Origin of the sequence: Neorhizobium alkalisoli, from assembly GCF_002968635.1 — a bacterium.
In the GTDB taxonomy this organism is placed as follows: domain Bacteria; phylum Pseudomonadota; class Alphaproteobacteria; order Rhizobiales; family Rhizobiaceae; genus Neorhizobium; species Neorhizobium alkalisoli.
Map to the genome: position 1 here is coordinate 134,740 of NZ_PVBN01000011.1, position 25,939 is coordinate 160,678.

Consider the following 25,939-nt stretch of genomic DNA (forward strand, 5'->3'; position numbering starts at 1 on the left):
GTCCCCTGTCTCGATATGCGGAGCTACCCCGGAAGCGCGCCAACCCGTTCATGAAGATTCGTGGGGCGGTGGGCGTATGCGGTTCAATTCAAAGGACGGAACGGCGAAGGCCACCACAGAAGCAATGTCGGCTACCGACTAAAGCGTCCTTTCCCGCGGTATTCCTTTCACGCTGCGATAACGGTTGAGAACAGCGTCTGCTTGTTGGAACCGTTGAACCCCCGAGATGGCCTTCGCTCGCATCGGGGTCTGGGTGCTCTTTCCTATCATCATGGCGCAAGCTTTCCGCCGAACATGTCTTTCAGACGAGTGACTTCGGAAGCCTGGATCGGCGGAGCCGTCATCGCGATCCAGCAGTCTATATAGTCGTCAGCCGCATAGACATGTCCGAAGCCGGCAGGGGATTCCGTCGCCGTCATCATATCGAACAGCAACTGCAGCATCGTGATGATGGGAATCCACCTGAACGCGGGCGAGACGTCCGGCCCCCGTTGCCCCTGCATCCATTCGGGAGCGCCGAATGCAGAACCCGTTTCGAAGAAGGTGACTGGGTCGCTGGCGTATTGGAGGTAGATGATCCGAAGCGGCCCCCAGGGCGCTGCGGCTTCATCGAGGTGGTTGTCCTGATTGGTGAAACGGACGACGGAACCATCCCGGAAGCGGGGGAGCCATGCTGGAGAATCGGCATTCCGTTGCTCGGTGATGGAGCGCCACCTGGTGCTTCTGAATGGAGGTCCCACCCAAAGCGCTCCCTGGAACGGATCCCCGACCATATCGTAGATGTCAGCCGATGCCTCTGAATTGAGCGCGCCGAGACTGAGGCCGTAAAGATAGAGCGCCGGCCGAGTATCCTTCGGCAGCGTTCGCCAATAGCTGTAGATTGTCGTGAACAGCGCCCTCGTGGTTTCACGGCCATTGTCCGGCTCCACGAGGAGCGAGAGCCAGCTTGCCAGATATGAATATTGGACCGCGACGCTCGCCACGTCTCCGCGATGGAGATATTCCAGCGGATCCATAGCCGCGGCATCGACCCACCCTGTCCCCGTCGGCGCGATGACCACCAGGACCCGGCGTTGAAAGCCTCCTTGCCGCTGGAGTTCCTTCAGCGCGAGCGTCGCCCGGTCCTGTGGGCTGTCCGCATTGTTCAGTCCCACATAAACTCTCAACGGGTCCAGCGCTTCTGTGCTCCAGAAACGCCTGATATCTTCTGCTCCGGGACCGGAAGTCACATAATGCCTTCCCTGACGCCCGAGGCCCTCCCAGGAAATCAGGGAGGACGCTCCCCCTGTCACAGAACCCGGCACCGATGGTGCGTCCGGTTCCTCAAGCAAGGCGTCGAGCTGCTTGAACGAAGCATCGGTCATGTCGAGCGCGAGCTTCAGCAGCACCCCCTGTCCGAGCGACCAGAAGAGCGCGGCCGCCGCGAGGACACCCAGGATAAGCGATACCCGTCTGGGAACATATCGGGCGAGAAACGAAGACGATCGGATGGCGATCCAACCAAAGGCGCGTCCGATCGCAAAGGCGGCAAAAAACGCCAATACCGCAATCGCGGCGAGACGGTAAGGATAGGCCGTTTCCAGAGGAACCATATGCCACAACGTCCGGATCGAGTTCTGCCATTCCACAGCATGCCAGAGCGATGCGACCGCGATGAGCAGACCGGCTATGCAGACCGCCACTTCGATAGGAACATGAAGCTTCCTTGCCGTGGGCAGTTCCAGGTAGCGCCAGAGCGAGGACAGGCCGGCCCCGATGAGATATCCGACGGCTGCGCAAAGTCCTGAAAGCAGGCCCTGCACCTGGTAGGAACGCGGCATCAGGCTCGGCGTCAGTGAAGCTGCGAAGAAGACGGTTGCCAGGATGGTGCCTGTCACGGAGAGCGAACGGAGAAATCTCCTGGCGGCAGAACCGGTCATCTCAAGCTCCTGGCCTTTTTTCCAGGGCTTCCCCGCCCCCCATCAACTGCGACAGCCATCTCATCGCAGGGGCGCGGCTCGTAAAGGCCGCTACCGCTATCGCGATCGGAACGCCGATGAACGTGCCATATATCCCCCAGATGAAAGTCCAGAGGAAGATGGCGACAAGGATCACAAACGGTGAAAGTTGCAGGGCGTCTCCGGAAACGCGAGGCTCGATGTAGTTGCCGCTGAGAAACTGGACGATGCTCAAACACGCGAAGACCATCAGGGCGAAACCAGGGTCTCCCAAATGCGCGAGGACGAAGAGCGACGGCAAGGTGGTCGCAATCAGAGGTCCGATGAACGGAATGAAGTTGAGCGCGAAACCGATCACGCCCCACTCCACCGCGAACGGTATTTGTGTCGCGAGGGCGAAGACCCCGATTGCGACTCCCGTAAACATGCTGATGACCGTGCGGACCCACATGTAGCGGCGCAGCTTTCTGGCGGTCTCCCCGAAGCCTCCAATGATGATCTCGGATACGGCTGGATCGGACAGGCCCCGCACGTTGTGCTTCACGCGTTCCACCTCCACGAGGCCCGTGACGAGATACGCGATTGCCACGATCCAGAAGCTCATCGTCTGGCTCATCCGGGACACGATCTGCTGCGTCATCCGGAGAAGCCAGTTGACGTTGATATTGTCCGCCCAGATGCCGGCCATGACGATACCGTGCCCTTCCAGCCAGTCCGCCGCGGATTGATACAGAAGCTGATAGCGCGCTGCGTTGCTGCTGATGGCCTGCCATACGGCTCCAAAGGCCCACAGTGCCAGCAGACCCAGCACCAGCATCACCCCCAGAACCAGAGCTAGGGTGAGCACGAGGGCGATGATCTTCGGCACACGCTCTTGGAGGAACGACTGGACCGGCCAGGCGAAGGCAAGAATGAACATGGCCAGCGTCAAAGGAGCGAGAAATGGCGCAGCTGCCTTGGCGGTCCAAAGCGCCGCCAAGGTTGCCAGCAATACGAGGCTCGGCCTGGATGATGCCACCTGGATCAAATCCTGCCTCCAAGTCCCCATTCGAAATGCCTCCGTCGCCCGCCTTTCCTCAGTCGTCGAGACATGTCACGCAATGTCGACCGCTTCGGCCGCGTTCCGGTTATACACCGGTATGCGTTACGGCCTCCGTTCCCTGTTGGCGGAGTCAGGTTTCGGCGGAGCGACGCCAGCGAAAGCTTCTGGACACTCCCGGTCATGATTGCCTCCCGATGAAAAGGGGCTAATTGAACGGACTTTTACACGCCATGCATTCGCTTCCGCGGTTGCGGAGTGATCAACGCTAAGCCCGGTTGAGCGTAGCGGCAATCTGAAATTTAGTTCGATACAGCCATAGGTAAAGGAGGTGGTAGTTCTGACGAGCGTTGCTTCGTTCTGAAACACGCGGGAGACATGGTATTCGGATGAGCTTGACTGTGGTCGATGTTGGCTCGACGATCACGCGCACGCACGGGTAGTATGCGAAGGATTTCTCCCATGATCTCGTTTTTCCTCAGCCTGCGTTACATCATGATACTAGCTTCGCTAGGTGTGCTGATCGGCGCCTTCCTTATGTTATGGGAGGGTCTCTTGGGTCTCATTGATGCAATCACCTATCTCCGGTCCGGGCAGGACATTTCGGTGATCGCTGCCGTCCTCGGATCCACAGACAAGTTCCTGTTCGGGATAGTTCTCCTGATCTTCGCCTACGCGATTACTTTCGGCTTCGTCCTGGACCTGTCGCCCGAAGATAGAAAACGTGTTCCGTCGTGGATCATACTGGATACGGTCGGGGAACTTAAGATCCTCTTCTTTCAGCTCATCATCCTCTATCTCGTTGTCCATTTTGCCACGCTCGTGGCCGAAACGGGGGGCATGCTGGAATGGAACGGACTGGTCCTCCCTGCCTCGATCCTATTCCTTGCGGCTGCGATGAAGCTGGTCGCCACGGCGTCGGATCATGGCCAGTCGCGGTAAGCATGAGCTAACCTGGGACACATTCGGGGGCGGGTAATGCCGAATTCATTATTGTGATTGATGCACAACTTCCGACTTGAAAATTTAGGCAATAAGCGGATACTCAACCGGCACGCGAGCGTCATCTGCTTGCGGAAAGACGCATCCGCGCCGCCTATGCATTCTTCGATATCAAGTTCATCCTGAATCAAGGAGAGCTGAAATGCGAACAAGGCGTTCATTTCTGATCGGACTGCTGACTGCCGCCGTGGCGACAATCACGAATATCACCCAGATAGCTGACGCTCAGGCTCAGCAGGACTCCGGAACTCTTCGGTTTCCGGTCCGGCGTCGACCGCCGCCGCCGCGGCCACGATTGGAGCGTGTCCCCTCTCCCAGGCGAGGTTACCGCTGGGTAAGGGGACGGTGGGTCTGGAGCGCAAGGCGTGGACGCTGGGTGTGGATACGGGGCCGGTGGCTCAGGCGCCGGTGATTTCATCCAACGTTAAGATCGTGCAGCGGAGACACCCTTCATGAGACGATCAGCAGCTCGAAGACACGCGTCGGCACAGGGTGTCGTCTTGATTGTCTTCCTCCTCGCACCGTATGTGGCAGCCGCTCAAGTGAAGCCGGTGGTTGCCACCGCCGGTGTTGCGATTGAAGACGTATCGCCGCGCTACGAATTCGTGGGACGGGTGGAGGCAGTCAATTCTGTCGCCATACGGTCCCGCATCGACGGCTTCCTGGCAAGCCGAGTGTTTGCCGAGGGGGAGGTGGTCCGGAAGGATCAGGAGCTTTTCACCATCGAGTCCACCGCCTACGAGATCGCGCTGAAGGAGGCGCAGGCCGTTCTGCTGAGCGCACAGGCGTCACGGACCGAAGCGGAGAGGCGCCTGCAACGCAACCAGTCCCTCAACCGGCAGACGGTGTCGCAGGCTATCCTCGAAGAGAGCGAAACCGCACGTGAGACAGCCCAGGCAAATTTCCTCTCCGCAGAGGCCGGCGTCAGCAGAGCCGAACTCAATCTCGGCTATACTCGGATCGCTTCGCCGATCGATGGGCGGATCGGCATTTCTGCCTTCACCGTCGGCAGCCTTGTCGGCCCTTCTTCCGGCGCTCTGGCAACGGTGGTTCAAATGGATCCGGTGCGGGCCGTATTTTCCGTCACCGACCGCTCGATCCTCGATCTTCGCTCCGCTACAGGGGGGACGAGCAAGGAGCAGCTTGCTACTGGCTTCGCGATAAGCCTGCGCCTCTCAAACGGTGCGGAATATCCAGAACATGGGCAGATCGAGTTCTTCGAAAACGAAATCGACGTTCAAACCGGGACTCTCCCTATCAGGGCCCTGTTCGCCAACCCAGAAGGGCTGTTGGTGCCTGGCCAGTTCGTGACGATTATCGTGCGTCAAGCTGATCCACGCCCCCGCCCGGTCGTACCAGTGGCCGCTGTTCAGCAGGACAGGGACGGCCGCTACGTCCTTCTTGTCGGCGGCGATAGCAAGGTCGAACTGCGCCGGGTCGAAGTCTCCGGCCAGAGCGGATCCAACTGGATCGTGGTGGGGGGGCTGGATGGAGAGGAAAAGGTGATCGTCGAGGGGCTGCAGAATATCTCTCCCGGGGTCGAGGTTGAAGCAAGACAAGAACCCAGCCCCGTGCCTTCGCAGGCAGGAAATGGTTCCGCGCCAGTCTCGGGATCGCGGCCATGAACCTTTCGAGGCCGTTCATAGGTCGTCCCCGATTGGCAATGGTCATCGCGGTCGTCATGACTCTCGCCGGTGCGATCGCGCTGACCCAGATTCCCGTGGCGCAGTTTCCCCAGATTACGCCGCCCGAAGTACAGGTGACTGCGAGCTATCCCGGCGCCAATGCCGAGGTGATGACGGACAGCGTCGGAGCGGTCATTGAGGATCAGGTAAACGGGGTCGAGGACATGCTCTACATGTCCTCCTCCAGCACGAACAACGGCACCTATTCGCTAACAGTCACGTTTGCGGTCGGAACAGACCCTGCCATCGCCCAGGTGAATGTCCAGAACCGAGTGGCGCTTGCGACCGCCCGTCTTCCGCCCGCTGTTACGCAAGCCGGTGTCTCAGTCCGGAGCCGCTCGTCCAGCATGCTGATGGGGATAGCGCTCTATTCACCCAAGGGAACGCACGACGAACTATTCATCAGCAACTACGCGACAATCAATATTCGCGACGCGGTGGCCCGCGTGGCCGGCGTCGGTGAGGCGGGCGTCTTCGGCCCCTCCTACAGCATGCGGGTCTGGATGAATCCGGACCGCATGCAGGCGCTCGGAATCACCGCCGCTGACCTTACCGCCGCCATCCAGGCGCAGAATGCGCAAGCGTCCGCTGGTCAGCTAGGCTCTTCTCCCACCGTTGCCGGTCAACAGCTCCAACTCACGGTCATGGCCCAAGGCCGTCTGCGCAACGAAGTGGAGTTCGGCAATGTCGTCGTAAGAACCAACACAGACGGCGGTATCGTCCGGCTGAGGGACGTGGCGCGGGTCGAGCTCGGGGCTCAGTCCTATGACACGACATCGATGCTCAATGGTCGGCCGAGTGCGACTGTTGTCGTCTACCAATCATCCGACGCCAATGCTCTTGCCGTCTCCCAGAATGTAAGAGGAGAACTCGAACGTTTATCGAGGCAGTTTCCAAATGACCTTGCCTACACCGTGGTGTTCGACACGACGATGTTCGTCAACGAGACCATCAGCGAGATTGCGTTGACCCTCGTTATCACCTTCGCTCTCGTCGTCGCGGTCACATACCTTTTCCTGCAGGACTGGCGCTCGACGCTCATCCCGATGTTGACGATCCCCGTTTCGCTGATCGGGGGTTTTGCGGTTCTCTACGTGCTCGGCTATTCGGCCAATACAATCACGCTGTTTGCTGTGGTCCTGGCGATCAGCCTCGTCGTTGACGACGCGATCATCGTGGTGGAAAACGTGCAGCGGGTGATGGCCGAGGACGGCGTCGACGTCAACGAAGCGACGGCCCGCACGATGGACCAGGTTACCGGCCCAATCATCGCAACCACGCTGGTGCTGGCAGCGCTCTTCGTTCCGGTCGCCTTCCTGGGCGGTATAACCGGGCAGCTCTACAGTCAGTTCGCCGTCACCATCCTGGTGACGATCACCTTCTCCACGGTGAACGCACTGACCCTGAGCCCGGCACTGTGTGCTCTGTTGTTGCGCGCGCCTGTGGCGCGCCGGTCCGGCGTCTTCGGCGTCTTCAACCGAGGTCTCGACACCTCACGTGCTTTCTATCTCCGCGCGCTGGCAATGTTCTCGCATCGCCTCGTCCTGTCGACTGTCGTGTTCCTGGTCTTTCTCGGCGGCATCTATGGGGCATTCCGGATGCTTCCGACCGGATTCGTCCCGGCCGAAGACCAGGGGTATCTCTTCATGAATGTCCAGCTGCCGGACGCTGCCTCGCTTGAGCGGACCGAGCAGACGCTCGCTCGTGTCACGGAAGTATTGCGGAATACGCCGGGCGTCGAGAATTCCATCGGGATCGCCGGTAGCAGCATGGTCGGCGGCGGCGGATCGAATACGGGCATGGTCATCGCGGCGTTGAAAAACTGGAGCGAACGGGGGGCGGACGAAAGCGTCGAACGCCTGATGGGTCGCCTGCGTTCCCAGTTCGCGGCCATTCCCGGTGCGTCTGTCGTTCCGTTCAATCCGCCGGCCATACCCGGACTAGGCGTTACCGGGGGCTTCGATATGCGCCTCCAGGCCCGCGCAGGGCAGACCCCGCAGGAGCTCGCGGCGGTGATGCGGGGGCTGATCGTCAACGCGAACCAATCAGCTAGTCTTTCGAGCGTCTTCAGCACTTTTTCGGCTGGGGTCCCGCAGGTGTTCCTCGATATCGACAGGGCACGGGCAGAACTTTTCGGGGTACCTCCCGCAGCCATTTTCAGTGCCTTGCAGGCACATCTCGGATCGGCGTATGTGGACGACTTCAACATGTTTTCGCGGGTCTATCAGGTACGCATCCAAGACGAGCCGCAGTTCCGCAGCAGGATCGAGGACATTCAGAGGTTGAGGGTTCGCAGCCAGAGCGGTGCTGCTGTCCCCCTCCAATCCTTGCTGTCTATAGAGACGTCCTATGGTCCGGGGTCCATCAGCCGCTACAATCTGTTTCCAGCCGCGTCCGTAAACGGACAGCCTGCGGCGAGCGTGAGCACGGGGGAAGCTCTCGCCCAAATGGAGGCGCTAGCCGAGCGGACCCTGCCGGACGGTTTCGGCTTCGAGTGGACCGGGCTCGCACTTCAGGAGAAGCAGTCCGGGAACCAGACGGTGATCGTCCTGCTGGTGGGAATCGTCTTTACATATCTTTTTCTGGTGGGGCAGTACGAGAGTTGGAGCGTTCCCGTTGCCGTGATGTTGTCGGTCTCGGTCGCCGTTCTCGGTGCGCTTGCAGCCCTGTTGTTAACGGGTATCGAGCTCAACATCTACGCTCAGATCGGACTCGTTCTTCTCATTGGGCTTGCCGCGAAAAATGCCATTCTGATCGTGGAATTCGCGAAGGAACGGCGCGACGAGGGCATGAGCATCGACGAAGCGGCTAGGGCAGGAACGGCGCAACGTTTCCGCCCGGTTCTGATGACCGCGATTGCGTCCATCCTCGGGGTCGTCCCACTCGTCGTCGCGACGGGGGCCGGTGCGGCAAGCCGGCAGTCGATCGGCATGACTGTGTTCGGAGGCCTGCTGGTGGGAACTCTTCTTGGTCTGGTTGTGATCCCTGTCCTCTACGTACTGGTCCAGAATGTCCGGGAAAATCTCAAGGCTCGCATTGCAGGTAGAACAACCCACCCGAGAGAGGCTGCGCACTAGCGCAGATGCGGAATTGGCGAGAAATCGCAGCGCTCGGCGGCATGCTCCTCCAGGCGGCGCACGAACGTCAGATCGTGTCTCCCGATCATCATTTACCTGGATGCGGTCCCTGGAGACCCGAGAGGATCTCGCGAAGCCACCGCTGGACCGGGTGGGCTTCGTTCCTGCGATGCCAGGACATGACAAACGATACCGGAGCCAAGGCGATCGGCGGTGGCAGCGCGACCAGTTCGTCGCGGCAGGCAGAAGCCTTGACTACGCCTTCCATCAAAGTGGCGATCAGATCGGAACGCGCCACGAGCGCAGGAGCTGCATACATTTGCGGTAGCGACAGCGCTATGCGTCTGCGCTGCCCTGTCGCGGCGAGTGCCGCATCGACCTGACCGAACCTCTCGCCTTCCGGAGACACGAGAAGGTGCGACAGGCCGAGAAAGCTCCGCAGATCTAGGGGATGCGAAGCCGCGGGATGACCATGGCGCATGATGCAGACAAAGCGTTCTTCGAACAGCGGTTTGCTCAGGATGCGGCCCCCAACAGACTGCCGTGGCGGCACCCCTATGGTCAGGTCGGCCTCTCCGGCATCGAGAATGGACACCGCATCGTCGCGATGGGTGAACGCCTTGATACGCAGGGTGACATTGGGCGCCTGGTCTCGCAAGATTTCGGTCAGGCGTGGAAGCAGCATAAAAGCCGGATGATCGGACAGGGCCAGCGTGAACTCCTGCGAGGAAATCGCAGGGTCGAAGCGTTGGGTGAAATCGAGCGTGCGACTAATCTCCGACAGTGCTCGGCCGAGCGGTTCGGCCAGGTCGCTCGCGCGCTGTGTTGGTTGCAGCCCGGACGGACCACGCACGAACAGCTCGTCGCCAAACAGGGCGCGCAGTCGTGCGAGGGCGGCGCTCATGGCCGGTTGCGTGCGTCCTATTCGCTTGCCAGCCCGCGTGACACTTCGTTCCGCAATCAGCGCGTCGAAGGCAACAAGCAAGTTGAGGTCTATCCCGTATAAATCCATAGCATGGATGTTGTCATATATCATGTATCGATTTCAAGGATGAAGTCTGGATGTCTATCGTTGGCGCGGTTCAACCAGGAGACATTCGATGTCACACGAAAATACCGCCGCATCCGGTGGTCTCACAGACCGCGATCGCGCCGCAGTCGAGACCCTTTATCGCGCCTTTTCCGAGCATGATCCCAACCTGCTTGATGAGGCGCTGACAGAAGACTGGCATGACATTCCGCTTGCGCCCGGACAAGCAGCCGGCCGCGAGGGCATGAAGCCGCTGATCCGCGCCTTCAGCGCCGCTTTTCCCGATGCTCGCGTTACCATCCATGAAGTGATCGGTGAGCCAGGTCGCGCCGGTGTAAGAGGCGAGATCACCGGCACCCATAAAGGCGAATGGTTCGGCATCGCCCCGACCGGCACTCACTTCACGCTTCCCATCCACGATTTCCACCATGTGCGGGAGGGCCTTATCACCCACACCTGGCACATGGAGGACTGGTTCGGCTGGCTGCATCAGGTCGGCGCCATGGGCGTTGGGGAGCAGACGTAATGAAGGCGTTTCGCATCCACGACTATGAAGTCGATCCCGTCATTGAAAATGTCGCAATGCCTCAGCCTGGGCTTGGCGAGGTGCTGGTGCGCGTTGTTGCGGCCAGCCTGAACCCGCTTGATGTGAAACTTCAGCGCGGCAACATGGAAGCGTTCTTCCCGCTCGCATTCCCGTACACGCTCGGGACCGATCTAAGCGGCACCGTCGAGGTGCTGGGTGGCGAGGTGACAGACTGGAGCGTCGGCGATCGCATCGCGGCGCGAACGACTCCCACAAGCGGCGGCGCGTTGGCGGAGTTCGCGCTCGTGCCGGCAGACCAACTTGTGCGCGTGCCTGATGTCATTACCTTCGAGCAGGCTGCCGGCATCCCGACGGCCGCAGGCACCGCCTGGCAGGCTCTGTTCGAGGTCGCCCATCTTCGTGAAGGGCAGACGGTGCTCGTCCATGCAGGCGCTGGCGGCGTCGGCAGCTTCGCCATTCAGTTCGCCAGGCAAGCTGGCGCACGCGTGATCGCCACCGCTTCGGGCGATGGTATCGCCATCGCAGAGCGGTTGGGAGCCGATATTGTGATCGACTACCGCAACGAGGACTTTGTGCAGCGGGTGCAAGACGTTGACGTGGTTCTCGACACGGTCGGTGGCGAGACGCAAGCGCGGTCGTATGAGGTGCTACGTACCGGCGGCTTTCTTGCCTCGACCGTGGCTCCGCCAGACGAAGCGCTCGCGAAGGCGCATGGCGTCGGCGCCGCCTTCGTCTTTCACAGCTCGAATGCAGACCGCCTTGCAACCGCTGTCGAGAAGGTGGCAGGGGGTGTCGAGGTGCTGACCGACCGGCTGCTGGCGGGCGAGGACGCACTTCAGGCGTTCGAATATCAGTCCACCGGACGAGCCCGGGGCAAGATCATCCTCAAGAACGTGTCATGATGGTCTTTTCGCAGGAGCAGGGACGCCGCGCCGCACAGACGCTGTGAGGTTCATCGCCCCCGCTACGAGTGGTTCAAACAGCCGCCTCGACTAAGGTCGGGACGGCTGCCGCGGTCACACCTGATCATCCACATTTAGTCAACGATGGATCGGGTCGATCCAGGGTACGTCTTCCGGTTTTTCGACCGGCTCGATATCGAGATTGACGACGACCGGCTCCTGGCCGGAGCGGACGAGGACGCATTCCAGCGTCTCATCGCGACTGGCATTGATCTCCTGATGCGGCACATAGGGCGGTACGTAGATGAAATCGCCGGGACCCGCTTCGGCCGTATATTCCAGATGCTCGCCCCAGCGCATCCGGGCCTTGCCTTTGACCACATAGATGATGCTCTCGAGATCACCGTGATGATGGGCGCCTGTCTTGGCGTTGGCGTGTATCGTCACCGTGCCTGCCCAGATCTTTTCCGCTCCGGCACGCGCCTTGCTGATGGCGGTGGCGCGGTTCATGCCAGGCGTCTGGGCGGTATTCGGGTCGAGCGAATTGCCGGGAATGACCTTGACGCCATTCTCCCGCCAATGGTCATTCGCATGATGATGATCGTCGTGATCGTGGGTCACTCTGTTCTCGATTCTAGTCTGCTGGCGAGCTGGCTTAATCGGCAAAGCTTACATGGCCGCTGATCAATGACAATGGTTGCCGGCGTGTGCCTCGCTAATTGTTCAGGTCCGACCTGCTTGGCGAGTTTCGCCTGCTTCATGGCTGGGATGAACGGGCCGCAACCCCGCTATTCGAACGAGCATCGGTAGATGGAGAAAGGTATTCCGGCGTGCCCGCGATATGTGCGGACAGGCTTCGGCTATCACAGCGAAGCTAAGGAAGATGCTTGAGCGATCTGGTGTCACATAGGAGACATTTCCCTTGAGACCTTCAGCTGCCTCCGCGACCAGATCAAAGACCTTTTGCGTCGGAGACCCGGCGGATCACCGTGAATTTCTTGTCGAGGTCCGGGTGTAGTTCCATGCCGAGGCCTGGGCCGGGCGGGACCGTGATCATGCCGTTCTTCACTTCCGGAAGCGCTGTCACGAGGTCGCGATACCAGGTGCGATAGAAGGCGCGCACGCTTTCCTGGATCAGGGCATTCGGCGCGTTCAGTGAAAGATGTGTCGAGGCCGCAAGCAGGACCGGGCCGGTGCAATCGTGCGGGGCGATCGGCAGGTGCCAGGCTTCCGCCATCGAGGCGATCTTGCGCGCTTCGGAAATGCCGCCGCACCAGCCGATGTCGAGCATGACGACGCCGGCTGCGCCGGTTTCGAGCAGATCGCGGAAAGCCCAGCGGGAGCCGAGGGTTTCCGAGGCCGAAATCGGTGCGGGCGATACGTCGACGTAGCGTTTCAGGTCCGCCAGGCTGTCCATCTTGATCGGGTCTTCGTGCCAGAACGTCTGATAGGGCGTCAGTGCCTTGGCGATCTGCATGGCGGGCAGGAGCTGCCACATGGAGTGGAACTCGACCATGATGTCCATCTTGTCGCCGACGGCCTTGCGGATCTTTTCGAACGGTTGCAGCGCAGACTTCAGATCCGGCAGCGAGACATACTGGCCGCGGGTCTTTTCGGCGGCGGCATCGAAGGGCCAGATCTTCATGGCCGTGATGCCTTCTTCCAGCAGTGATTCCGCCAGCTCGTCCGCCCTGTAGAGAAAACCGTTCAGGTCGTCGTAGTTCGTTCCGGCGCCAAGACCGTAATTGCCAGTCTGCTGCCCGGTGTTGCGCTTGACATACTCCGTGCCGGCGCAGGTGTTGTAGGTGCGGATCTCGCTGCGGGTGAAGCCGCCGAGAAGCTGGGCGATCGGCAGGTTGGTCGCCTTGCCGAAAATATCCCAGAGCGCGATGTCGAAAGCCGAGTTGCCGCGCACTTCCGCGCCAGACGAGCGGAAGCCGATGTAACCGACGAGGTCCTGCGCCAGAAGGTCGATCTGCAGCGGATCGCGGCCGATGACGCGCGGTGCAATGAATTCATGCACGTGCGCCTCGACGGCCTGGACGCCGTAGAAGGTCTCGCCAAGCCCGGTAATGCCCTCGTCCGTGTGGACCAGAACCCAGAGGAGGTTTTCGCGCTCGTCGATGCGGACGGTTTCGATGCCGGTGATTTTCATGGCGTTTTCCGTGAACGTGGAGATTTATAGGTGGGGCGGGATTAGAAAACGAGATGGACCTTCATCGACTTCGTGCGGTCGGTCGCGAGATCGAAGGCCTCGACGGCGCGTTCCATGGGGATTTGCGCAGTCAGCAGCGGACGCACATCAATGCGGCGCTCGGCGATCAGCTTGGCCGCCCACTCGAATTCGGCATCGAAGCGGAACGTGCCGCGGAGCACGATTTCCTTGGTGACGATGGCACTGATCGGCAAGCTGACCTCCTTGCCGAGACCGACGGCGACGATCGTGCCGCGGGGACGCACGACGTTGAGAAGGCCGGCGAGGACCGCGCCGTTGCCGGAGCATTCGAAGACTGCGTGGAACGTGCCCTTGCCCTCGGCATAAGGGACTAAAGCATCCGGTCGCTCAGCGGTGTTGAATACCGTGTCGGCGCCGACTGCCTTGGCGATTTCCAGCGCCGAGTTGGAAATGTCCGTTGCGACGATTTCGGTCGCGCCGGCGAAACGGGCGGCGAGGATGGTGAGGCAACCGATTGTGCCGGTGCCGGTCACGAGCACGCGCTTGCCGACCAGCGAGCCGGCCTGCATGATCGCATGAAGGCAGACAGCAAGCGGCTCGCAGCAGGCGGCTTCCTCGAAGGGCGTGTCGGCGGCAACCGGCACGGCCTGCTCAGCCTCGACGACGATTTCTTCGCGGAACAGGCCCTGGACATGCGGAAAGCGCATCGCCGAGCCGTTGAAGCGCATGTCCATGGCATGCTGTCGCTGGCCTTCGCGCATGAATTCGCAATCGCCGCCGGGGCGGCTCGGATTAATGGCGACGCGCTGGCCGACGGTAAGGTTGGTGACGCCTTCCCCGATCGCGGCGATCTCTCCGGATGCCTCGTGGCCGAGGATCATCGGTTCGCGGACGCGCACCGTACCGAAACCGGCATGGTGGTAATAATGGAGGTCCGAGCCGCAGATGCCGCCAGCCCTCAGGCGGATACGCACTTCGCCCGGTCGGGGTTCGCCGACGCTGCGTTCCTCGATCCTGAGATCATGCTCCTTGTGAATGACGACGGCTTTCATCGGTAGTTCCTTACGATTTCAATTTGGGAGGTCAGGCGATCAGAGCTGGGCGAGCCAGCCGCCATCGACGTAAAGCGTCTGGCCGTTGATGTAATCGGAGGCTGAGCTCGACAGGAAGATCGCCGCGCCGACGAGTTCTTCCGGCTTGCCCCAGCGGCCGCTTGGGTTGGAGGCGCGTACCCAGGCGTCGAATTCCTTGTTGTCGATCAGCGCCTGGTTCATGTCGGTCAGGATGTAACCGGGACCGATCGCGTTGGACTGGATGTTGTGCGGCGCCCATTCGACCGCCATGGTGCGGGTGATCGCGGTGATAGCGCCCTTGGAGGCTGTGTAAGGCGCCACGGTGGCGCGGCCGGCGGCGCTCGTCAGCGAGGCAATGTTGACGATCTTGCCGCCGCGGCCCCGTGCGATCATCCGCTTGGCCGCCTCGCGGGCGATGACGAACGAACCGGTGAGGTTGACGTCCAGCACCTTCTGCCAGTCCTCGACGCCGAGGTCGACCATCGGCTTGCGGAACTGGATGCCGGCATTGTTGATGAGGATATCGATCTCCAGGCCTTGGGCGTCGAGTGCGGCGAAGGCTTCGACGATGGAGGCCTCGCTACCGACATCGAAATGCTGGCCAGAAACCTTGTGGCCCTTGGCTGTGAGTTTCGACACGGCTTCAGCCACGCCTTCGGCGCGTGTGCCGTTGACGATCACATGAGCGCCGGCTTCAGCCAGACCTTCCGCATAGGAAAAGCCGAGGCCACGAGTGGAGCCGGTGATGAGCGCGGTGCGCCCGGAAAGATCGAAAAGCTGCTTGAAGGACATTGGATTCGCCATCGAAACGAGGAGAAGAGGGGGAGGGCAGCCCATCGGCAGGGCCGCCCTCCGGCGGTTAGCGGAGCCAGCTTGCCGGCACGGTGATCAGCTCGGGGAAGATCACGAAGGTGAACAGCAGCACGGTGTAGGCCACCAGGAAGGGTAGCATGCCCTTGATGACCTGATCGAGTTCGACACGCGCCACGCCCGACACGACGTTCAGAACCGTGCCGACCGGCGGCGTGATAAGGCCGATTGCATTGTTCATCATGAACATCACCCCGAAGTAGTAGGGGTCGATACCGGCCTGCTTGACGAGCGGCATCATGACCGGAGTGAGGATCAGGATCGTCGGCGTGAGGTCGAGCGCGGTGCCGACCAGGAAGACGATGACCATCAGCATGAACATGAAGAGGGTCTTGTTCTCCATATATGGCGCAAGCGATTCGCCGATTTCCTGGGGAATGTTGGCGACCGTGATCAGCCAGGCCGAAACATAGGCGGCGGCGACCAGGAACATGATCGTGCTTGCCGTCTTCGCCGCCTGAAGCAGCAGCGACGGCATGACGGAAATCTTCAATTCCCCATAGACGAACATGCCGATGACGAACGAATAGACGACGGCAACGACGCCGGCTTCGGTGGGGGTGAAGATACCGGTCTTCATGCCGCCGATGATGATCACCGGGAGAACGAGTGCCCAAATGCCTTCCCTCAGCGCGCTCAGGAGCCGCGGAAGTTCGAACTTCTGGTCGGATGCCATGGATGGCGTCTTGCGGGCATAGAAATACCAGGTCACCATCAGGGTAGCGGCCATCATCAGGCCCGGCGCGATGCCAGTCATGAACAGCCTGGTGACGGAGAGTTCGGCCGCGACGCCGAAGACCACGAAGGGGATCGACGGCGGCAGGAGCGGCGCGACGATGCCGGCGGACGAGATGAGGCCGGCTGACAGCGGCACCGGATAGCCGGAGCGCCGCATCAGCGGGATGACGACTGCTGCAAGTGCCGCGCAATCGGCGATCGCCGAGCCGGAGATCGCGGCAAGGATGAGCGCTGCGAAAACCGCCACATAGCCGAGGCCGCCGCGAAAGTGTCCCACAGCCGCGATCGCCACACCGACGATGCGCTTGGAAACGCCGCCCGCGTTCATGATTTCGCCTGCGAGCACGAAGAAGGGCAGGGCCATCAGCGGATAGTTGTTGGCGCCGTCGAGCACGTTCTCGGCCAGGATCTGGACGTCGAAAATGTCCAGATGCATCATCAGGACGACGCCGCAGATCAGCAGCGAAAAGGCAACCGGGATGCCGAGCAGCATCGCTCCGCAAAGTGAGCCGACAAAAACAAGAATAGTCATGCGAGTTGTCCCCTTCGCGGCTTATTCGACCAGACCGTCGGCGTTGCTGGCGAAGATTTCCTCATCGGGAATCCGGCCGGTCGCGACGTCGAAGATCGAACGAAGTTGAAGGATGGCCATGCCGATGCAGCACAGCACGCAGGAGAAATACACCCAGCCGAGCGGAATGCCGGCAACGGGCGAATAATTCTCCAGGTTGTCGACGGTCTGGCGCCAGGCGCCGAGGCCGAGCAGGTAGCAGCAGACCAGCGTAGCGATATCACCGCCGATGCGCACGAGGCGTTGCGCCTTGAACGACATGGCCCGCACCAGGCTGTTGACGCCGAGATGAGCGCGATCGCGCAGCGTCAGGAAAGCGCCGATGAAGATCAGCCAGACGAAAACGAAACGCGACAGTTCTTCCGACTCCGTAATGCCGGAATTGAAGCCATAGCGCAGCACGACATTGCCGAAAATCATGATGACCATCAGCGCGAGCGCGAGCATGAGCAGTTTTTCGAGTGTGCCGAACAGAATGCGGGAAATCATGGGCGTCCCCCCATTGAGCATTTCCAGCAAAAGTGCAAAGCGTTTTTGCGTCCGGAAATGCGGTAAAACAAAGAGTTAGAGCATTTTCGCGTTCGCAGAAAAGCGGAACTGCTCGAGAAAGATGGGATGGTTCGGCCTTCCCGGGAGGGTCAAGGCCGAACCGATGCCGCGCGGGAATTACTTCTCGGCGCGAACCTTGGTGATCGTTGCCTGAATCTCGTCGACGAGTTCCGCGCCGACGACCGGCTTGTACTTCTCGATGACCGGCTGGGTGGCGGCGCGCAGCTTGGCGAGTTCCGCCTCCGGGAGGGCCTCGACCTTCATGCCTTGGGATTCGAGATCGGCGACGACCTTGGCATTGCCTTCATCCATCAGCTTGCGCAGGTGGATCATGGCTTCCTTGCCAGCCTTGACGATCGCTTCCTGATCGGCAGGCGTCAGCTGTTCCCAGAACTTCTTCGAAGTGACGAGTATGCACGGCGTGTAGACGTGATTGGTCGTCGTGCCGAACTTCTGAACTTCGTAGATCTTGTTGGCGTACATGTGGATGTAAGGATTTTCCTGACCGTCCAGCGCGCCGGTTTCGAGCGCGGTGAAGACTTCCGCGTAAGACATCGGCAGCGCGTTTGCGCCGATCGCCTTCCAGCTGTCGAGGGCGACCTGGTTCTGCATGACGCGAACCTTCAGGCCCTTGATGTCGTCGGCGGTCTTGACTTCATGCTTGTTGTTGGAGAGCTGGCGGAAGCCGGTCTCGCCCCAGGCAACGCCATGCAGGTTATGCGGATCGAGCTTTGCCATCAGCTTCTGACCGATCGGGCCGAGGAAGACCGCGTCGACTTCCTTCATGTTGCCGAACAGGAAGGGGAAGTCGAAGACCTGGACTTCCTTGATCTTGCCGGCGATCGGCGCGAGCGAGCCGTAGAACATTTCCTGCGTGCCGCTCTGGGTCGACTGCAGCATCTTGTCGTCGCCGCCGAGCATACTGCCGTGGTAGACGGTGATCTTAACGCGGCCGTTGGTGTACTGACCGGCAAGTTCCGCGAACTTGTTGAGCGCGACGGCCTGCGGATGCTCCTGCGGCATGGCGTGACCAAGCTTTGCCTTGAATTCCTGCGCGCTAGCGACCGTGCCGGCCGCGGCAGTGGCGACCATCGCGAGTGCGAAGGCGCCTGCCAGCTTCATCATTCTGCTTTTCATTGGACCTCTCCCTTCGGTTCCAGTTAAAAACGGTGGTCTCCCCACCCCCCTTCCGGACTATCACCCCGTGATCTGTCCGGCATCGAAGGCGTCGCCTCGCGACGCCGCCTCAATCTCTTCGGGCCGGAGATCCAGGCCCGCGTCGTCTCACCACTCGGCGACGCTGCCGTCCTCGTGGCGCCAGACGGGATTGCGCCACCGATGGCCTTCGCGGGCGCGCTCGATGACGTATTCCTCGTCCATTTCGATACCGAGACCGGGACCTTGCGGAATGCCGACAAAGCCGTCCGCATAGGCGAAGACATCCTTGTTGACGATGTAGTCCAGGATGTCGTTCGTCTTGTTGTAGTGGATGCCGAGGCTCTGTTCCTGGATGAAGGCGTTGTAGCTGACGGCGTCGATCTGCAGGCAGGCGGCGAGCGCGATCGGTCCGAGCGGGCAATGGGGCGCCAGCGCCACGTCATAGGCTTCGGCCATCGCCGCGATCTTGCGGCATTCGGTGATGCCGCCGGCATGGGAGAGGTCCGGCTGGATGATGTCCACATAACCGTCCGACAGGACCTGCTTGAAATCCCAGCGGGAGTAGAGCCGTTCGCCAAGTGCGATCGGGGTCGAGCAATGGTTGGCGATTTCCTTCAGGGTCTCGCGGTTTTCGGAAAGAACCGGCTCCTCGATGAACATCAGCTTGAACTGTTCGAGTTCCTTGGCCATGACCTTGGCCATCGGCTTGTGGATGCGGCCGTGGAAATCGACGCCGATGCCGATATGCGGGCCGACCGCCTCGCGGATGATGGCGATGGTCTCGACCGCCTTGTCCACCTTTTCGTTGGTGTCGACGATCTGCATCTCCTCGGAGCCGTTGAGCTTGATCGCCTTGAAGCCGCGGGCGACGACGTCCTTGGCGTTGCGCGCCACGTCCGAAGGGCGGTCGCCGCCGATCCAGGAATAGACCTTGATACGATCGCGTACTTGGCCGCCGAGCAGCGAATGGACCGGTACCCCGAGCGCCTTGCCCTTGATGTCCCAGAGCGCCTGGTCGATGCCGGCGATGGCGCTCATGTGTATCGCGCCGCCGCGATAGAAACCGCCGCGGTACATGACGTTCCAGTGATCCTCGATCAGGAACGGATCCTTGCCGATCAAATAGTCTTCGAGTTCATGCACGGCCGCCTGCACCGTCAGCGCACGTCCTTCGACGACCGGTTCGCCCCAGCCGACAACACCTTCGTCCGTTTCGACCTTCAGAAACAGCCAGCGGGGCGGGACGATATAGGTGGTCAGCTTCGTGATCTTCATTCGTTTCAACTCGCCACCCGGCCTTCGGCCGGTGAATTCGTTTCCGTGCTGCCAGAAACGTTCGTTCCCGAAAAGCATGACGGTTCCGGTCGCGCTCGCATCCAAGGCGGCGGCACGTCGGTCTGCAACGAAGGCAGGGTCATCAGCTTACGGGGTACGGGTCTCCTCCGGCACCTCAGCTTGTCATCTAAAATAAATCGTATTTATTGTCAATTTAAATGCGATTTATCTTTTGGGACATTTCGTCTATGGAATGAGCTTGAGGATTGCCAGGGATGGAGCTGAATGGCGGAGTCTGGGAGAGCGAACGCGCATAAGCGGGAAAAAGGGGGCCGGCGACCCGTCAAGGATAACCTGCTCCATATGCTGATAGACCGGATCGTTTCCGGCGAGATTGCGGAAGGATCGACGCTTCCCAACGAAGCCGATCTCCAGGAGCTCTATGGCGTCAGCCGCACGACACTGCGGGAATCGATGCAGCATCTGGTGGCGCAGAGCATGGTGCGGTCGCGCACGCGTGGCGGTACGATCGTCCTGCCGCGGGATCAATGGAACTATCTCGACCCCATCGTACTCGACGCGGCGATGAGGCATCCGAAGGACGAGCGATTCTATCAGTCGCTTGTCGATGCGCGCATGGTGCTGGAGCCGGCCGCGGCGGAGGCGGCCGCAATCAATGCGACCACGAGACAGATCATGGTTATCGCGGAGGCGTTCGACGAGATGGTCGCGGCCCATTCCCGCTATACGGACGCCTGGAGCCAGGCCGACCTGCAGTTCCACACCGCGATCATCAATGCTTCCGGCAACTGGGTATATCGCCAGTTCGCAGCGGCTATCGGTGCGGCCCTGCTTGCAAGCTTTCGCATCACCAACCGGGCGAGCCAATCACATGAATACGCCCTCGGCGTCCATCGGGCAGTCCTTGAGGCTATCCGCATGCGTGACCCGCAAGGTGCCCGGCGCGCCATGGAGACCCTGGTCGCCGGCGCGCGGCGGGAACTGAGCGAGGCACTTCAGCTGGGCAAGGGCACAACGCCGGTTTCGTGACGGCATCGGGCGCCGCTCTGGTTCATTCGCTGTTGGCCATGCCGCTATGGGCCTAGGAGATGGATCAATCCCGCAACAGCGGGAGCAACTGTTCGCCCTGCCGCTTTATCTCGGACAGATAGGGTGTGTCGGAAAGGACGAAATGGGTAATGCCTAGCTCTCCATATTTGCGGAGCGAACGGGCGACGTCCGCTGCAGAGCCGACCAACCAGGTGGTGCCGGCGCCGCCGCCGCCAAACTTGCCGGGCGCGGTGTAAAGATTGTCGTCAAGCACCTCGCCACGGGTGTGCAGATCGAAGAGCCGCTGCTGGCCGACAGCCATTGCGCGACGGTGGTCGTGCCAGCTGCCGGCTTGGCCTTCGGCCATTTTGGCAACCTTTGCCTCCGCATCGGCCCAGGCCTGCTCGGTCGTATCTCTCACCAGCGTCGTGATCCTCAGGCCGAATTCCAACGGCGGCAAATCCCGGTCAAGCTCCTGGCTGAGGGTTTTCAGGCGCTGGATCCGTTCTCTTACTCCATCGAGCGGTTCGCCCCAGAAGAGCTGAACGTCCGCTTCGGTTGCCGCCACTTTTTCTGCCGCTTGCGATGCCCCGCCGAAATAGAGTTTCGGATGCCGCCGGTCGCCGCGGGTTTCAAGTCGAGGCGCGACCGTGGAATTTGCCACCTGAAAGTGGTTGCCGGTAGAGGTGACGTTCTCCTCGGTCCACAATCGCCGAACCAGCCGCATGAACTCCTTCGTGCGGGCATAACGATCCGCCTGGTCACCCTCGCTGTCGCCGTAGGCGGCAAGGTCGTCCAAACCCGAAACGACATTGACCCGCACCCGTCCGCCGCTGAGGTGATCCAGTGTGGCTGCCGCGGAAGCGAAATTCGCCGGCCTCCAATAGCCGGGACGTACAGCGATGAGTGGCTCGAAACGTGTGGTCCGCGCAGCGAGGGCGGCTGCAACGGTGAACGTGTCGGGCCGGCCCCAACCAGTGCCGATGAGCGCACCTTTCCAGCCGTGATCTTCAAGAGCCTTGGCCTGTGCCGTCAAGGTCTCCAGGCTATTGTGGTGATCGACGGCGACATCTCCGCGGTGCCCAGCTTTGACGTCGTTCGGGATATACCAGAGGAATTCGGATTTGCTGCTCATTCTTTCGCCAGCGTCTTTCTAGATGGAATGGAGGTGATGAGGGCATGCGGCGCTATCGCTGCATGCCCCAGCGGCGCACCGTGACCGCCTCCACCAGGCGGAAGACAATTCCCTCCACCAAAAGACCAATGATGATCACCATAGCGAGGCCGGCGAAGACTTTATCGGTGAAGAGCTCGTTGCGGTTGCGGAAGATGAACCAGCCGAGGCCGCCGCTCGATGAACTGACGCCGAAGACGAGTTCGGCTGCGATCAGCGTGCGCCACGCAAACGCCCAGGCGATCTTCATGCCGTAGAGGATCGAGGGCAGGGCTGCCGGAATCAGGATGCGGATCACATAGGATGGTCCGCGCAGTCCATAATTGCGGCCAACAAGACGCTGGGTTTCCGGCACGCTTTCGAAGCCGGTCAAAGTGGCGAGCGCAAAGGGCCAGAGTACCGCATGGACGAGAACGACGAGCAGGCTCTTTTCGCCAAGTCCGAACCAGAGCATCGCGACTGGCAGCAGCGCGATGGCGGGTAACGGATTGAACATCGAAATCAGCGTCTGCAGGAGTTCGCGCACGAAGCGGCTGACGACCGCCAGCGACACGAACACGAAAGCCAGTAAAACGGCGATGACATATCCCTTGAGAAGCACGAAAAGCGATGCCCAGGAGGAGACGAGCAGGTTCTCGACCGTTACCGCCTCCCAAAGCGCGGCCATGGTTGCCGTGAAGGTGGGAAACAGGATCGGCTTGGCGCTGTATCGGGCCGCAAGCTCCCACACGAGGGCGAGCAAGGCCAGCACCAGGACCTTGCGAACAAGAGCCGAATTCCAGAGAAATTCCCGGACCCGGACGAACACCGCGGTCTTCTCCGGCGCAACGGGCAGAGAGAAATCAGACATCTTCAAGCACCTCGCTGCGAATCTTCGGGGAGAAGAGGAGGTCGTGAACCTCGCGCGTCAGCGTTTCGAGGCGGGCGCTGCCGACATCTTCGCGGCCGAATTCATGGGTATCCAGGCTGGTGATCGTCCGGCCCGGATGCGGGCTCAAGAGATGCAACTTGGTACCGATGAGGATCGCCTCCTCTATCGAGTGAGTGACGAAGAGCAGCGTGAAGCCCAGTTCCTCGGCAAGATCGAGGAGTTCGCCCTGGAGCTGGCTGCGGGTGAGTGCGTCGAGGGCTGCAAAGGGCTCATCCATCAGCAGCACGTCGGCGTCGGTGACGAGTGCGCGCGCAATCGCGGCGCGCTGCTTCATACCGCCCGAAAGTGTGTGCGGATAACTATCGAGCGCGCGTTCGAGTCCGACTTTTCTGAGCGTCGCCTCCGTGCGCTCCCGGATTTCCGCCCGCGACAGCTTGCTCGCCATACGCAGCGGGAATTCGACGTTCTGGCGCACTGTCTTCCAGGGCAGGAGCTGGTCAAATTCCTGGAATACGACGATGCGGTCCGGACCGGGACCTTTGACTTCCCGGCCGCGAACCTTGATCGTGCCAGTAGCGGGCTTTAAAAAGCCCGCTACTGCTTTGAGGATTGATGACTTCCCGCATCCGGAGGGGCCGAGAAGTACGAGCCGCTCTCCCTCGCCGACCCGGAAGGAAACGTCGTCCACCGCGCGGACGGTCCCCTTGGAAGTCGGGTAATCGAGAGTAAGCCGGTTGACCTCGAACACGGCGGCCTTGAGAGGGTCTCGTGCCAGCATCGATCAGCTTCCGCTTTCGTTGTGCAGTTCGTCGAACGTATAGTCCTTCCAGCCTTCGGCCTTCTTCTTGATCGCGCCGGTTCGGTAGAGGAAGTCTGCAAAGGCGAAGGAACGTGACGGTACGACCGTGAACTTGTTCTCAGGCGCTTCGATCAACGATTGGACGAAGCTGGCTTCAAGTTTGGACTTCTCGATCCGGACATAAGTTTCCGCAGCTGCTTTCTTGTTGGCCTCGATCCAGGCGCTCGCCTCCTTCACGGCTTCAAAGAAAGCTTGAAAGGTCTTTGGGTTCTGCTCGTGCCAGTCTGTCGTCGTGTAGAGATAGGTCGGCGTCACCGGCCCGCCGAGAACGTCATAGGACGAGAAGACCTTGTGGATTTTCGGATCCTTCAGCGCCTGCTCCTGGAACGGCGTGTTGGAGACATGAGCCGTGATCTCCGTCGAGCCGGACAGTAGGGCCGCCGTGGCATCGGGATGCGCGAGCGTAACGGTGTTGTTGTCGAGTTTGTTCTGGTTACCCTTGCCGAATTCCTTCTCAGCCGCGATCTGCAGGATGCGGGCCTGGACCGAAACTCCGACCGCCGGAAGAGCAATCTTGTCGGTCGCCTTGAAGTCCTTGAGCGATTTGATGTCCGGATTGTTTGTCACGAGATAGTTCGGCTGGTTGGCAAGGCCGGCGACGATCTTCACTGCGCCATCCGTGCGATCCCAGAGCGTCAGGAACGGACCGATTCCGGCCGCTGCAATATCGATCGAGCCGGAGAGCAGCGCGGCATTGATGGCATCACCCCCCGAAAGCTGCGCCCACTCGACCTTCACGTCGTTGAGGCCGAGTGCTTTGGCGTGCTTTTCGATCAGGTTCTGGTCGCGAATGACGTGCAGCGGCAGGTAAAGGGTGCCGAACTGCTGAGATATGCGGATAATGCCTTCGGCATAAGCGGTGGTCGAGGGTACAAGCGCCGTTAGCGCAAGGGTAGCGGCAGCGGCGAGTTTCAAGGATCTAAGCATGGATCGACCTTTCAGAAGGAGCGATGTGAAGGTTTTGAATGTGCTGCAAGGATCAGCCGGCGACGTTGGCGAGTTTCGAGCCGCCGTAGTCGCCGACTGAAAATTCGTTGGCGACGCTGTCGCGCAGGCCCTGGCGGCGGTTCTTGTCGATGCCGAGCAGCGGGAACAGGAGTTCGCCGACGCGATAGGCCTCTTCGAGGTGGGGATAACCGGAGCCGATGATGGTATCGATGCCGAGCGCCTGATATTCGCGTAGCCGTTCCGCTACCTGCTGGGGCGTACCCACCAGCGCGGTGCCGACCCCGGTCCGCACCAGGCCGACCCCGGCCCAAAGATTCGGAGCGACCAGCAACTTGTCGCGGCGGCCACCGTGGAGAGCTGCTTGCCGGCGCTGGCCGACGGAATCCATTTCCTTTTGAAAGCGGTGCCAGCTGCGCTCGATCTGCTCATCGGAAATGTTGCTGATCAGCCGGTCGGCGGCGCGCCAGGCATCCTCTTCGTCCTCTCGGACGATGAAGTGGATACGCATGCCGAAGCGGATCTTTCGGCCGGCCTTTGCTGCCTTGGCACGCACGGCCTCGATCTTCTCTTTCACCTGATCCAGCGGTTCGCCCCAGGTGAGATACATGTCGGTGGCATTGACCGCGAGATCCTGGCCGGCCTCCGAGGAGCCGCCGAAATAAAGTGGAGGATGCGGTCGACCGACTGGCGGGAAGTCCGAACGCGCGCCCTTGAGTTCGTAATACTTTCCCTTGAAATCGACGGTCTCGCCGCCGAGCAGGCGTTTCCATATGTCGAGGAACTCGCCAGCTTGCTCGTAGCGCTCGTCATGGCCGAGGAATATTCCATCGCCGGCAAGCTCCGCGGGATTGCCGCCCACAACAACGTTGAGCAGCAGCCTGCCGTTGCTGAGGCGGTCGAGTGCGGCGGTCTGGCGTGCGGCAAAAGTGGGCGAGGTGACGCCAGGCCGAAGCGCGACGAGATATTTGAGCCGCTCGGTGACAACCGAAAGCCCAGTGGCGGTAATCCAGGAATCCTCACAGGACTGGCCGGTCGGCAAAAGAACGCCTTCGAAGCCAAGTTCATCAACCGCAACCGCCACCTGCTTGAAATAGCGAAACTCCGGACGACGGCTCAGTCGTTCGGTGCCGAGATAGGTGCCATCCCCATGCGTGGGGATGAACCAGAAAAAGTTCAGCGGTTCGGCAAGCCCGTCGATATCCATATATTTCTCCCTGAATTCCAGGAGAAAGGCTAAAGACGACCAAGTCGATAGAGAAGAAAGATTATTCTCTTATGCCTACGTGCTCGCCACCCGATGACTAAGCAACAGCGGCATTTGGCGAACCATGTTCCAGGATGGCGGGAAATCAGCAATCCCCCTGAAGCTCTCGGCGCGATCAGAGGCTCGTAAAACACGTCTTCCGTC

The 25,939-nt window shown here is 60.7% G+C and carries 23 protein-coding genes; 7 read left to right on the forward strand and 16 right to left on the reverse strand.

The features are described from left to right. Positions 1-269: 269 nt before the first annotated feature. The gene (locus tag C5L13_RS21980; protein ID WP_105385403.1) at positions 270-1,919 is read right to left on the reverse strand and encodes an alpha/beta hydrolase; all 1,650 of its coding nucleotides are present in this window, start codon (positions 1,917-1,919) and stop codon (positions 270-272) included. A gap of 1 nt (position 1,920) precedes the next feature. Continuing rightward, positions 1,921-2,955, reverse strand: a complete 1,035-nt coding sequence (locus C5L13_RS21985; RefSeq protein WP_245571432.1) for an AI-2E family transporter — start codon at positions 2,953-2,955, stop codon at positions 1,921-1,923. A gap of 483 nt (positions 2,956-3,438) precedes the next feature. On the opposite strand from C5L13_RS21985, the gene C5L13_RS21990 reads away from it, so the two are divergent. The 4 genes from C5L13_RS21990 (at position 3,439) to C5L13_RS22005 (ending at position 8,740) form a co-directional block, all read left to right on the forward strand. After that, positions 3,439-3,918, forward strand: coding sequence for a YqhA family protein (locus C5L13_RS21990; RefSeq protein ID WP_105385405.1), 480 nt, complete (start codon positions 3,439-3,441; stop codon positions 3,916-3,918). Between the two features lie 202 nt (positions 3,919-4,120). Then, positions 4,121-4,390, forward strand: coding sequence for a YXWGXW repeat-containing protein (locus C5L13_RS21995; protein WP_105385406.1), 270 nt, complete (start codon positions 4,121-4,123; stop codon positions 4,388-4,390). 40 nt (positions 4,391-4,430) lie between these two features. Then, positions 4,431-5,603: an efflux RND transporter periplasmic adaptor subunit gene (locus C5L13_RS22000; RefSeq protein WP_105385407.1), complete on the forward strand. Its 1,173-nt coding sequence runs from the start codon at positions 4,431-4,433 to the stop codon at positions 5,601-5,603. Next, complete coding sequence (locus C5L13_RS22005; protein WP_105385408.1) at positions 5,600-8,740, forward strand: efflux RND transporter permease subunit; 3,141 nt, start codon at positions 5,600-5,602, stop codon at positions 8,738-8,740. The genes C5L13_RS22000 and C5L13_RS22005 overlap by 4 nt, the downstream gene beginning before the upstream one ends. An 88-nt stretch (positions 8,741-8,828) precedes the next feature. On the opposite strand, the gene C5L13_RS22010 is transcribed toward C5L13_RS22005, so the two are convergent. Beyond that, on the reverse strand, positions 8,829-9,776 hold the full coding sequence (locus C5L13_RS22010) for a LysR family transcriptional regulator (protein WP_245571428.1): 948 nt from the start codon (positions 9,774-9,776) through the stop codon (positions 8,829-8,831). A gap of 64 nt (positions 9,777-9,840) precedes the next feature. Between C5L13_RS22010 and C5L13_RS22015 the strand changes: the two genes are divergently transcribed. Both C5L13_RS22015 and C5L13_RS22020 read left to right on the forward strand, forming a co-directional pair. Further along, positions 9,841-10,296 carry an ester cyclase gene (locus tag C5L13_RS22015; protein WP_105385409.1) on the forward strand — a complete coding sequence of 152 codons (456 nt, stop codon included), beginning with the start codon at positions 9,841-9,843 and terminating at the stop codon, positions 10,294-10,296. Beyond that, the gene (locus C5L13_RS22020; RefSeq protein ID WP_105385410.1) at positions 10,296-11,219 is read left to right on the forward strand and encodes an NADP-dependent oxidoreductase; all 924 of its coding nucleotides are present in this window, start codon (positions 10,296-10,298) and stop codon (positions 11,217-11,219) included. The genes C5L13_RS22015 and C5L13_RS22020 overlap by 1 nt, the downstream gene beginning before the upstream one ends. Before the next feature lie 138 nt (positions 11,220-11,357). Here the strand turns inward: C5L13_RS22020 and C5L13_RS22025 are convergent, their stop codons facing one another. The 8 genes from C5L13_RS22025 to dgoD form a co-directional block, all read right to left on the reverse strand. Beyond that, positions 11,358-11,840 carry a cupin domain-containing protein gene (locus C5L13_RS22025; RefSeq protein WP_105385411.1) on the reverse strand — a complete coding sequence of 161 codons (483 nt, stop codon included), beginning with the start codon at positions 11,838-11,840 and terminating at the stop codon, positions 11,358-11,360. A 331-nt stretch (positions 11,841-12,171) separates the two neighbouring features. After that, complete coding sequence (locus C5L13_RS22030) at positions 12,172-13,374, reverse strand: mandelate racemase/muconate lactonizing enzyme family protein (RefSeq protein WP_105385412.1); 1,203 nt, start codon at positions 13,372-13,374, stop codon at positions 12,172-12,174. A gap of 41 nt (positions 13,375-13,415) precedes the next feature. Continuing rightward, on the reverse strand, positions 13,416-14,447 hold the full coding sequence (locus tag C5L13_RS22035; protein WP_105385413.1) for an L-idonate 5-dehydrogenase: 1,032 nt from the start codon (positions 14,445-14,447) through the stop codon (positions 13,416-13,418). 39 nt (positions 14,448-14,486) lie between these two features. Beyond that, a complete protein-coding gene (locus tag C5L13_RS22040) occupies positions 14,487-15,260 on the reverse strand; it encodes an SDR family oxidoreductase (RefSeq protein WP_105385414.1) in 774 nt (257 codons plus the stop codon). 67 nt (positions 15,261-15,327) lie between these two features. After that, positions 15,328-16,608, reverse strand: coding sequence for a TRAP transporter large permease subunit (locus tag C5L13_RS22045; RefSeq protein ID WP_105385415.1), 1,281 nt, complete (start codon positions 16,606-16,608; stop codon positions 15,328-15,330). Positions 16,609-16,629: 21 nt separating this feature from the next. Beyond that, positions 16,630-17,136: a TRAP transporter small permease gene (locus tag C5L13_RS22050; RefSeq protein WP_105385416.1), complete on the reverse strand. Its 507-nt coding sequence runs from the start codon at positions 17,134-17,136 to the stop codon at positions 16,630-16,632. A gap of 177 nt (positions 17,137-17,313) precedes the next feature. Further along, complete coding sequence (locus tag C5L13_RS22055; RefSeq protein ID WP_105385417.1) at positions 17,314-18,333, reverse strand: TRAP transporter substrate-binding protein; 1,020 nt, start codon at positions 18,331-18,333, stop codon at positions 17,314-17,316. 147 nt (positions 18,334-18,480) lie between these two features. After that, a complete protein-coding gene (gene dgoD / locus C5L13_RS22060; RefSeq protein ID WP_105385480.1) occupies positions 18,481-19,629 on the reverse strand; it encodes a galactonate dehydratase in 1,149 nt (382 codons plus the stop codon). 285 nt (positions 19,630-19,914) lie between these two features. Between dgoD and C5L13_RS22065 the strand changes: the two genes are divergently transcribed. Continuing rightward, complete coding sequence (locus tag C5L13_RS22065) at positions 19,915-20,679, forward strand: FadR/GntR family transcriptional regulator (protein WP_105385418.1); 765 nt, start codon at positions 19,915-19,917, stop codon at positions 20,677-20,679. Positions 20,680-20,743: 64 nt separating this feature from the next. Here the strand turns inward: C5L13_RS22065 and C5L13_RS22070 are convergent, their stop codons facing one another. The 5 genes from C5L13_RS22070 to ssuD are packed head-to-tail and all read right to left on the reverse strand — an operon-like array spanning position 20,744 to position 25,735. After that, complete coding sequence (locus C5L13_RS22070) at positions 20,744-21,814, reverse strand: LLM class flavin-dependent oxidoreductase (protein WP_105385419.1); 1,071 nt, start codon at positions 21,812-21,814, stop codon at positions 20,744-20,746. A gap of 52 nt (positions 21,815-21,866) precedes the next feature. Then, positions 21,867-22,703, reverse strand: coding sequence for an ABC transporter permease (locus C5L13_RS22075; protein ID WP_105385420.1), 837 nt, complete (start codon positions 22,701-22,703; stop codon positions 21,867-21,869). Next, positions 22,696-23,502 carry an ABC transporter ATP-binding protein gene (locus C5L13_RS22080; protein WP_105385421.1) on the reverse strand — a complete coding sequence of 269 codons (807 nt, stop codon included), beginning with the start codon at positions 23,500-23,502 and terminating at the stop codon, positions 22,696-22,698. The genes C5L13_RS22075 and C5L13_RS22080 overlap by 8 nt, the downstream gene beginning before the upstream one ends. Before the next feature lie 3 nt (positions 23,503-23,505). Beyond that, positions 23,506-24,510 carry an ABC transporter substrate-binding protein gene (locus C5L13_RS22085; RefSeq protein WP_105385422.1) on the reverse strand — a complete coding sequence of 335 codons (1,005 nt, stop codon included), beginning with the start codon at positions 24,508-24,510 and terminating at the stop codon, positions 23,506-23,508. 52 nt (positions 24,511-24,562) lie between these two features. Next, the gene (ssuD, locus tag C5L13_RS22090; protein WP_105385423.1) at positions 24,563-25,735 is read right to left on the reverse strand and encodes an FMNH2-dependent alkanesulfonate monooxygenase; all 1,173 of its coding nucleotides are present in this window, start codon (positions 25,733-25,735) and stop codon (positions 24,563-24,565) included. Between the last annotated feature and the right edge of the window lie 204 nt (positions 25,736-25,939).

What these genes read in the sequence shown, in the direction of transcription:
- C5L13_RS22020 (WP_105385410.1), top strand. Translation starts at nt 10,296, where the DNA reads ATGAAGGCGTTTCGCATCCACGACTATGAAGTCGATCCCGTCATTGAA.
- dgoD (WP_105385480.1), bottom strand. Translation starts at nt 19,629, where the DNA reads ATGAAGATCACGAAGCTGACCACCTATATCGTCCCGCCCCGCTGGCTG.
- C5L13_RS22080 (WP_105385421.1), bottom strand. Translation starts at nt 23,502, where the DNA reads ATGCTGGCACGAGACCCTCTCAAGGCCGCCGTGTTCGAGGTCAACCGG.
- C5L13_RS22000 (WP_105385407.1), top strand. Translation starts at nt 4,431, where the DNA reads ATGAGACGATCAGCAGCTCGAAGACACGCGTCGGCACAGGGTGTCGTC.
- C5L13_RS22040 (WP_105385414.1), bottom strand. Translation starts at nt 15,260, where the DNA reads ATGTCCTTCAAGCAGCTTTTCGATCTTTCCGGGCGCACCGCGCTCATC.
- C5L13_RS22005 (WP_105385408.1), top strand. Translation starts at nt 5,600, where the DNA reads ATGAACCTTTCGAGGCCGTTCATAGGTCGTCCCCGATTGGCAATGGTC.
- C5L13_RS22085 (WP_105385422.1), bottom strand. Translation starts at nt 24,510, where the DNA reads ATGCTTAGATCCTTGAAACTCGCCGCTGCCGCTACCCTTGCGCTAACG.
- C5L13_RS22010 (WP_245571428.1), bottom strand. Translation starts at nt 9,776, where the DNA reads ATGATATATGACAACATCCATGCTATGGATTTATACGGGATAGACCTC.
- C5L13_RS22065 (WP_105385418.1), top strand. Translation starts at nt 19,915, where the DNA reads ATGGCGGAGTCTGGGAGAGCGAACGCGCATAAGCGGGAAAAAGGGGGC.
- C5L13_RS22015 (WP_105385409.1), top strand. Translation starts at nt 9,841, where the DNA reads ATGTCACACGAAAATACCGCCGCATCCGGTGGTCTCACAGACCGCGAT.
- C5L13_RS21990 (WP_105385405.1), top strand. Translation starts at nt 3,439, where the DNA reads ATGATCTCGTTTTTCCTCAGCCTGCGTTACATCATGATACTAGCTTCG.
- C5L13_RS22045 (WP_105385415.1), bottom strand. Translation starts at nt 16,608, where the DNA reads ATGACTATTCTTGTTTTTGTCGGCTCACTTTGCGGAGCGATGCTGCTC.
- C5L13_RS22035 (WP_105385413.1), bottom strand. Translation starts at nt 14,447, where the DNA reads ATGAAAGCCGTCGTCATTCACAAGGAGCATGATCTCAGGATCGAGGAA.
- C5L13_RS22030 (WP_105385412.1), bottom strand. Translation starts at nt 13,374, where the DNA reads ATGAAAATCACCGGCATCGAAACCGTCCGCATCGACGAGCGCGAAAAC.
- C5L13_RS22075 (WP_105385420.1), bottom strand. Translation starts at nt 22,703, where the DNA reads ATGTCTGATTTCTCTCTGCCCGTTGCGCCGGAGAAGACCGCGGTGTTC.
- C5L13_RS22050 (WP_105385416.1), bottom strand. Translation starts at nt 17,136, where the DNA reads ATGATTTCCCGCATTCTGTTCGGCACACTCGAAAAACTGCTCATGCTC.
- C5L13_RS21980 (WP_105385403.1), bottom strand. Translation starts at nt 1,919, where the DNA reads ATGACCGGTTCTGCCGCCAGGAGATTTCTCCGTTCGCTCTCCGTGACA.
- C5L13_RS22055 (WP_105385417.1), bottom strand. Translation starts at nt 18,333, where the DNA reads ATGAAAAGCAGAATGATGAAGCTGGCAGGCGCCTTCGCACTCGCGATG.
- ssuD (WP_105385423.1), bottom strand. Translation starts at nt 25,735, where the DNA reads ATGGATATCGACGGGCTTGCCGAACCGCTGAACTTTTTCTGGTTCATC.
- C5L13_RS22070 (WP_105385419.1), bottom strand. Translation starts at nt 21,814, where the DNA reads ATGAGCAGCAAATCCGAATTCCTCTGGTATATCCCGAACGACGTCAAA.
- C5L13_RS21995 (WP_105385406.1), top strand. Translation starts at nt 4,121, where the DNA reads ATGCGAACAAGGCGTTCATTTCTGATCGGACTGCTGACTGCCGCCGTG.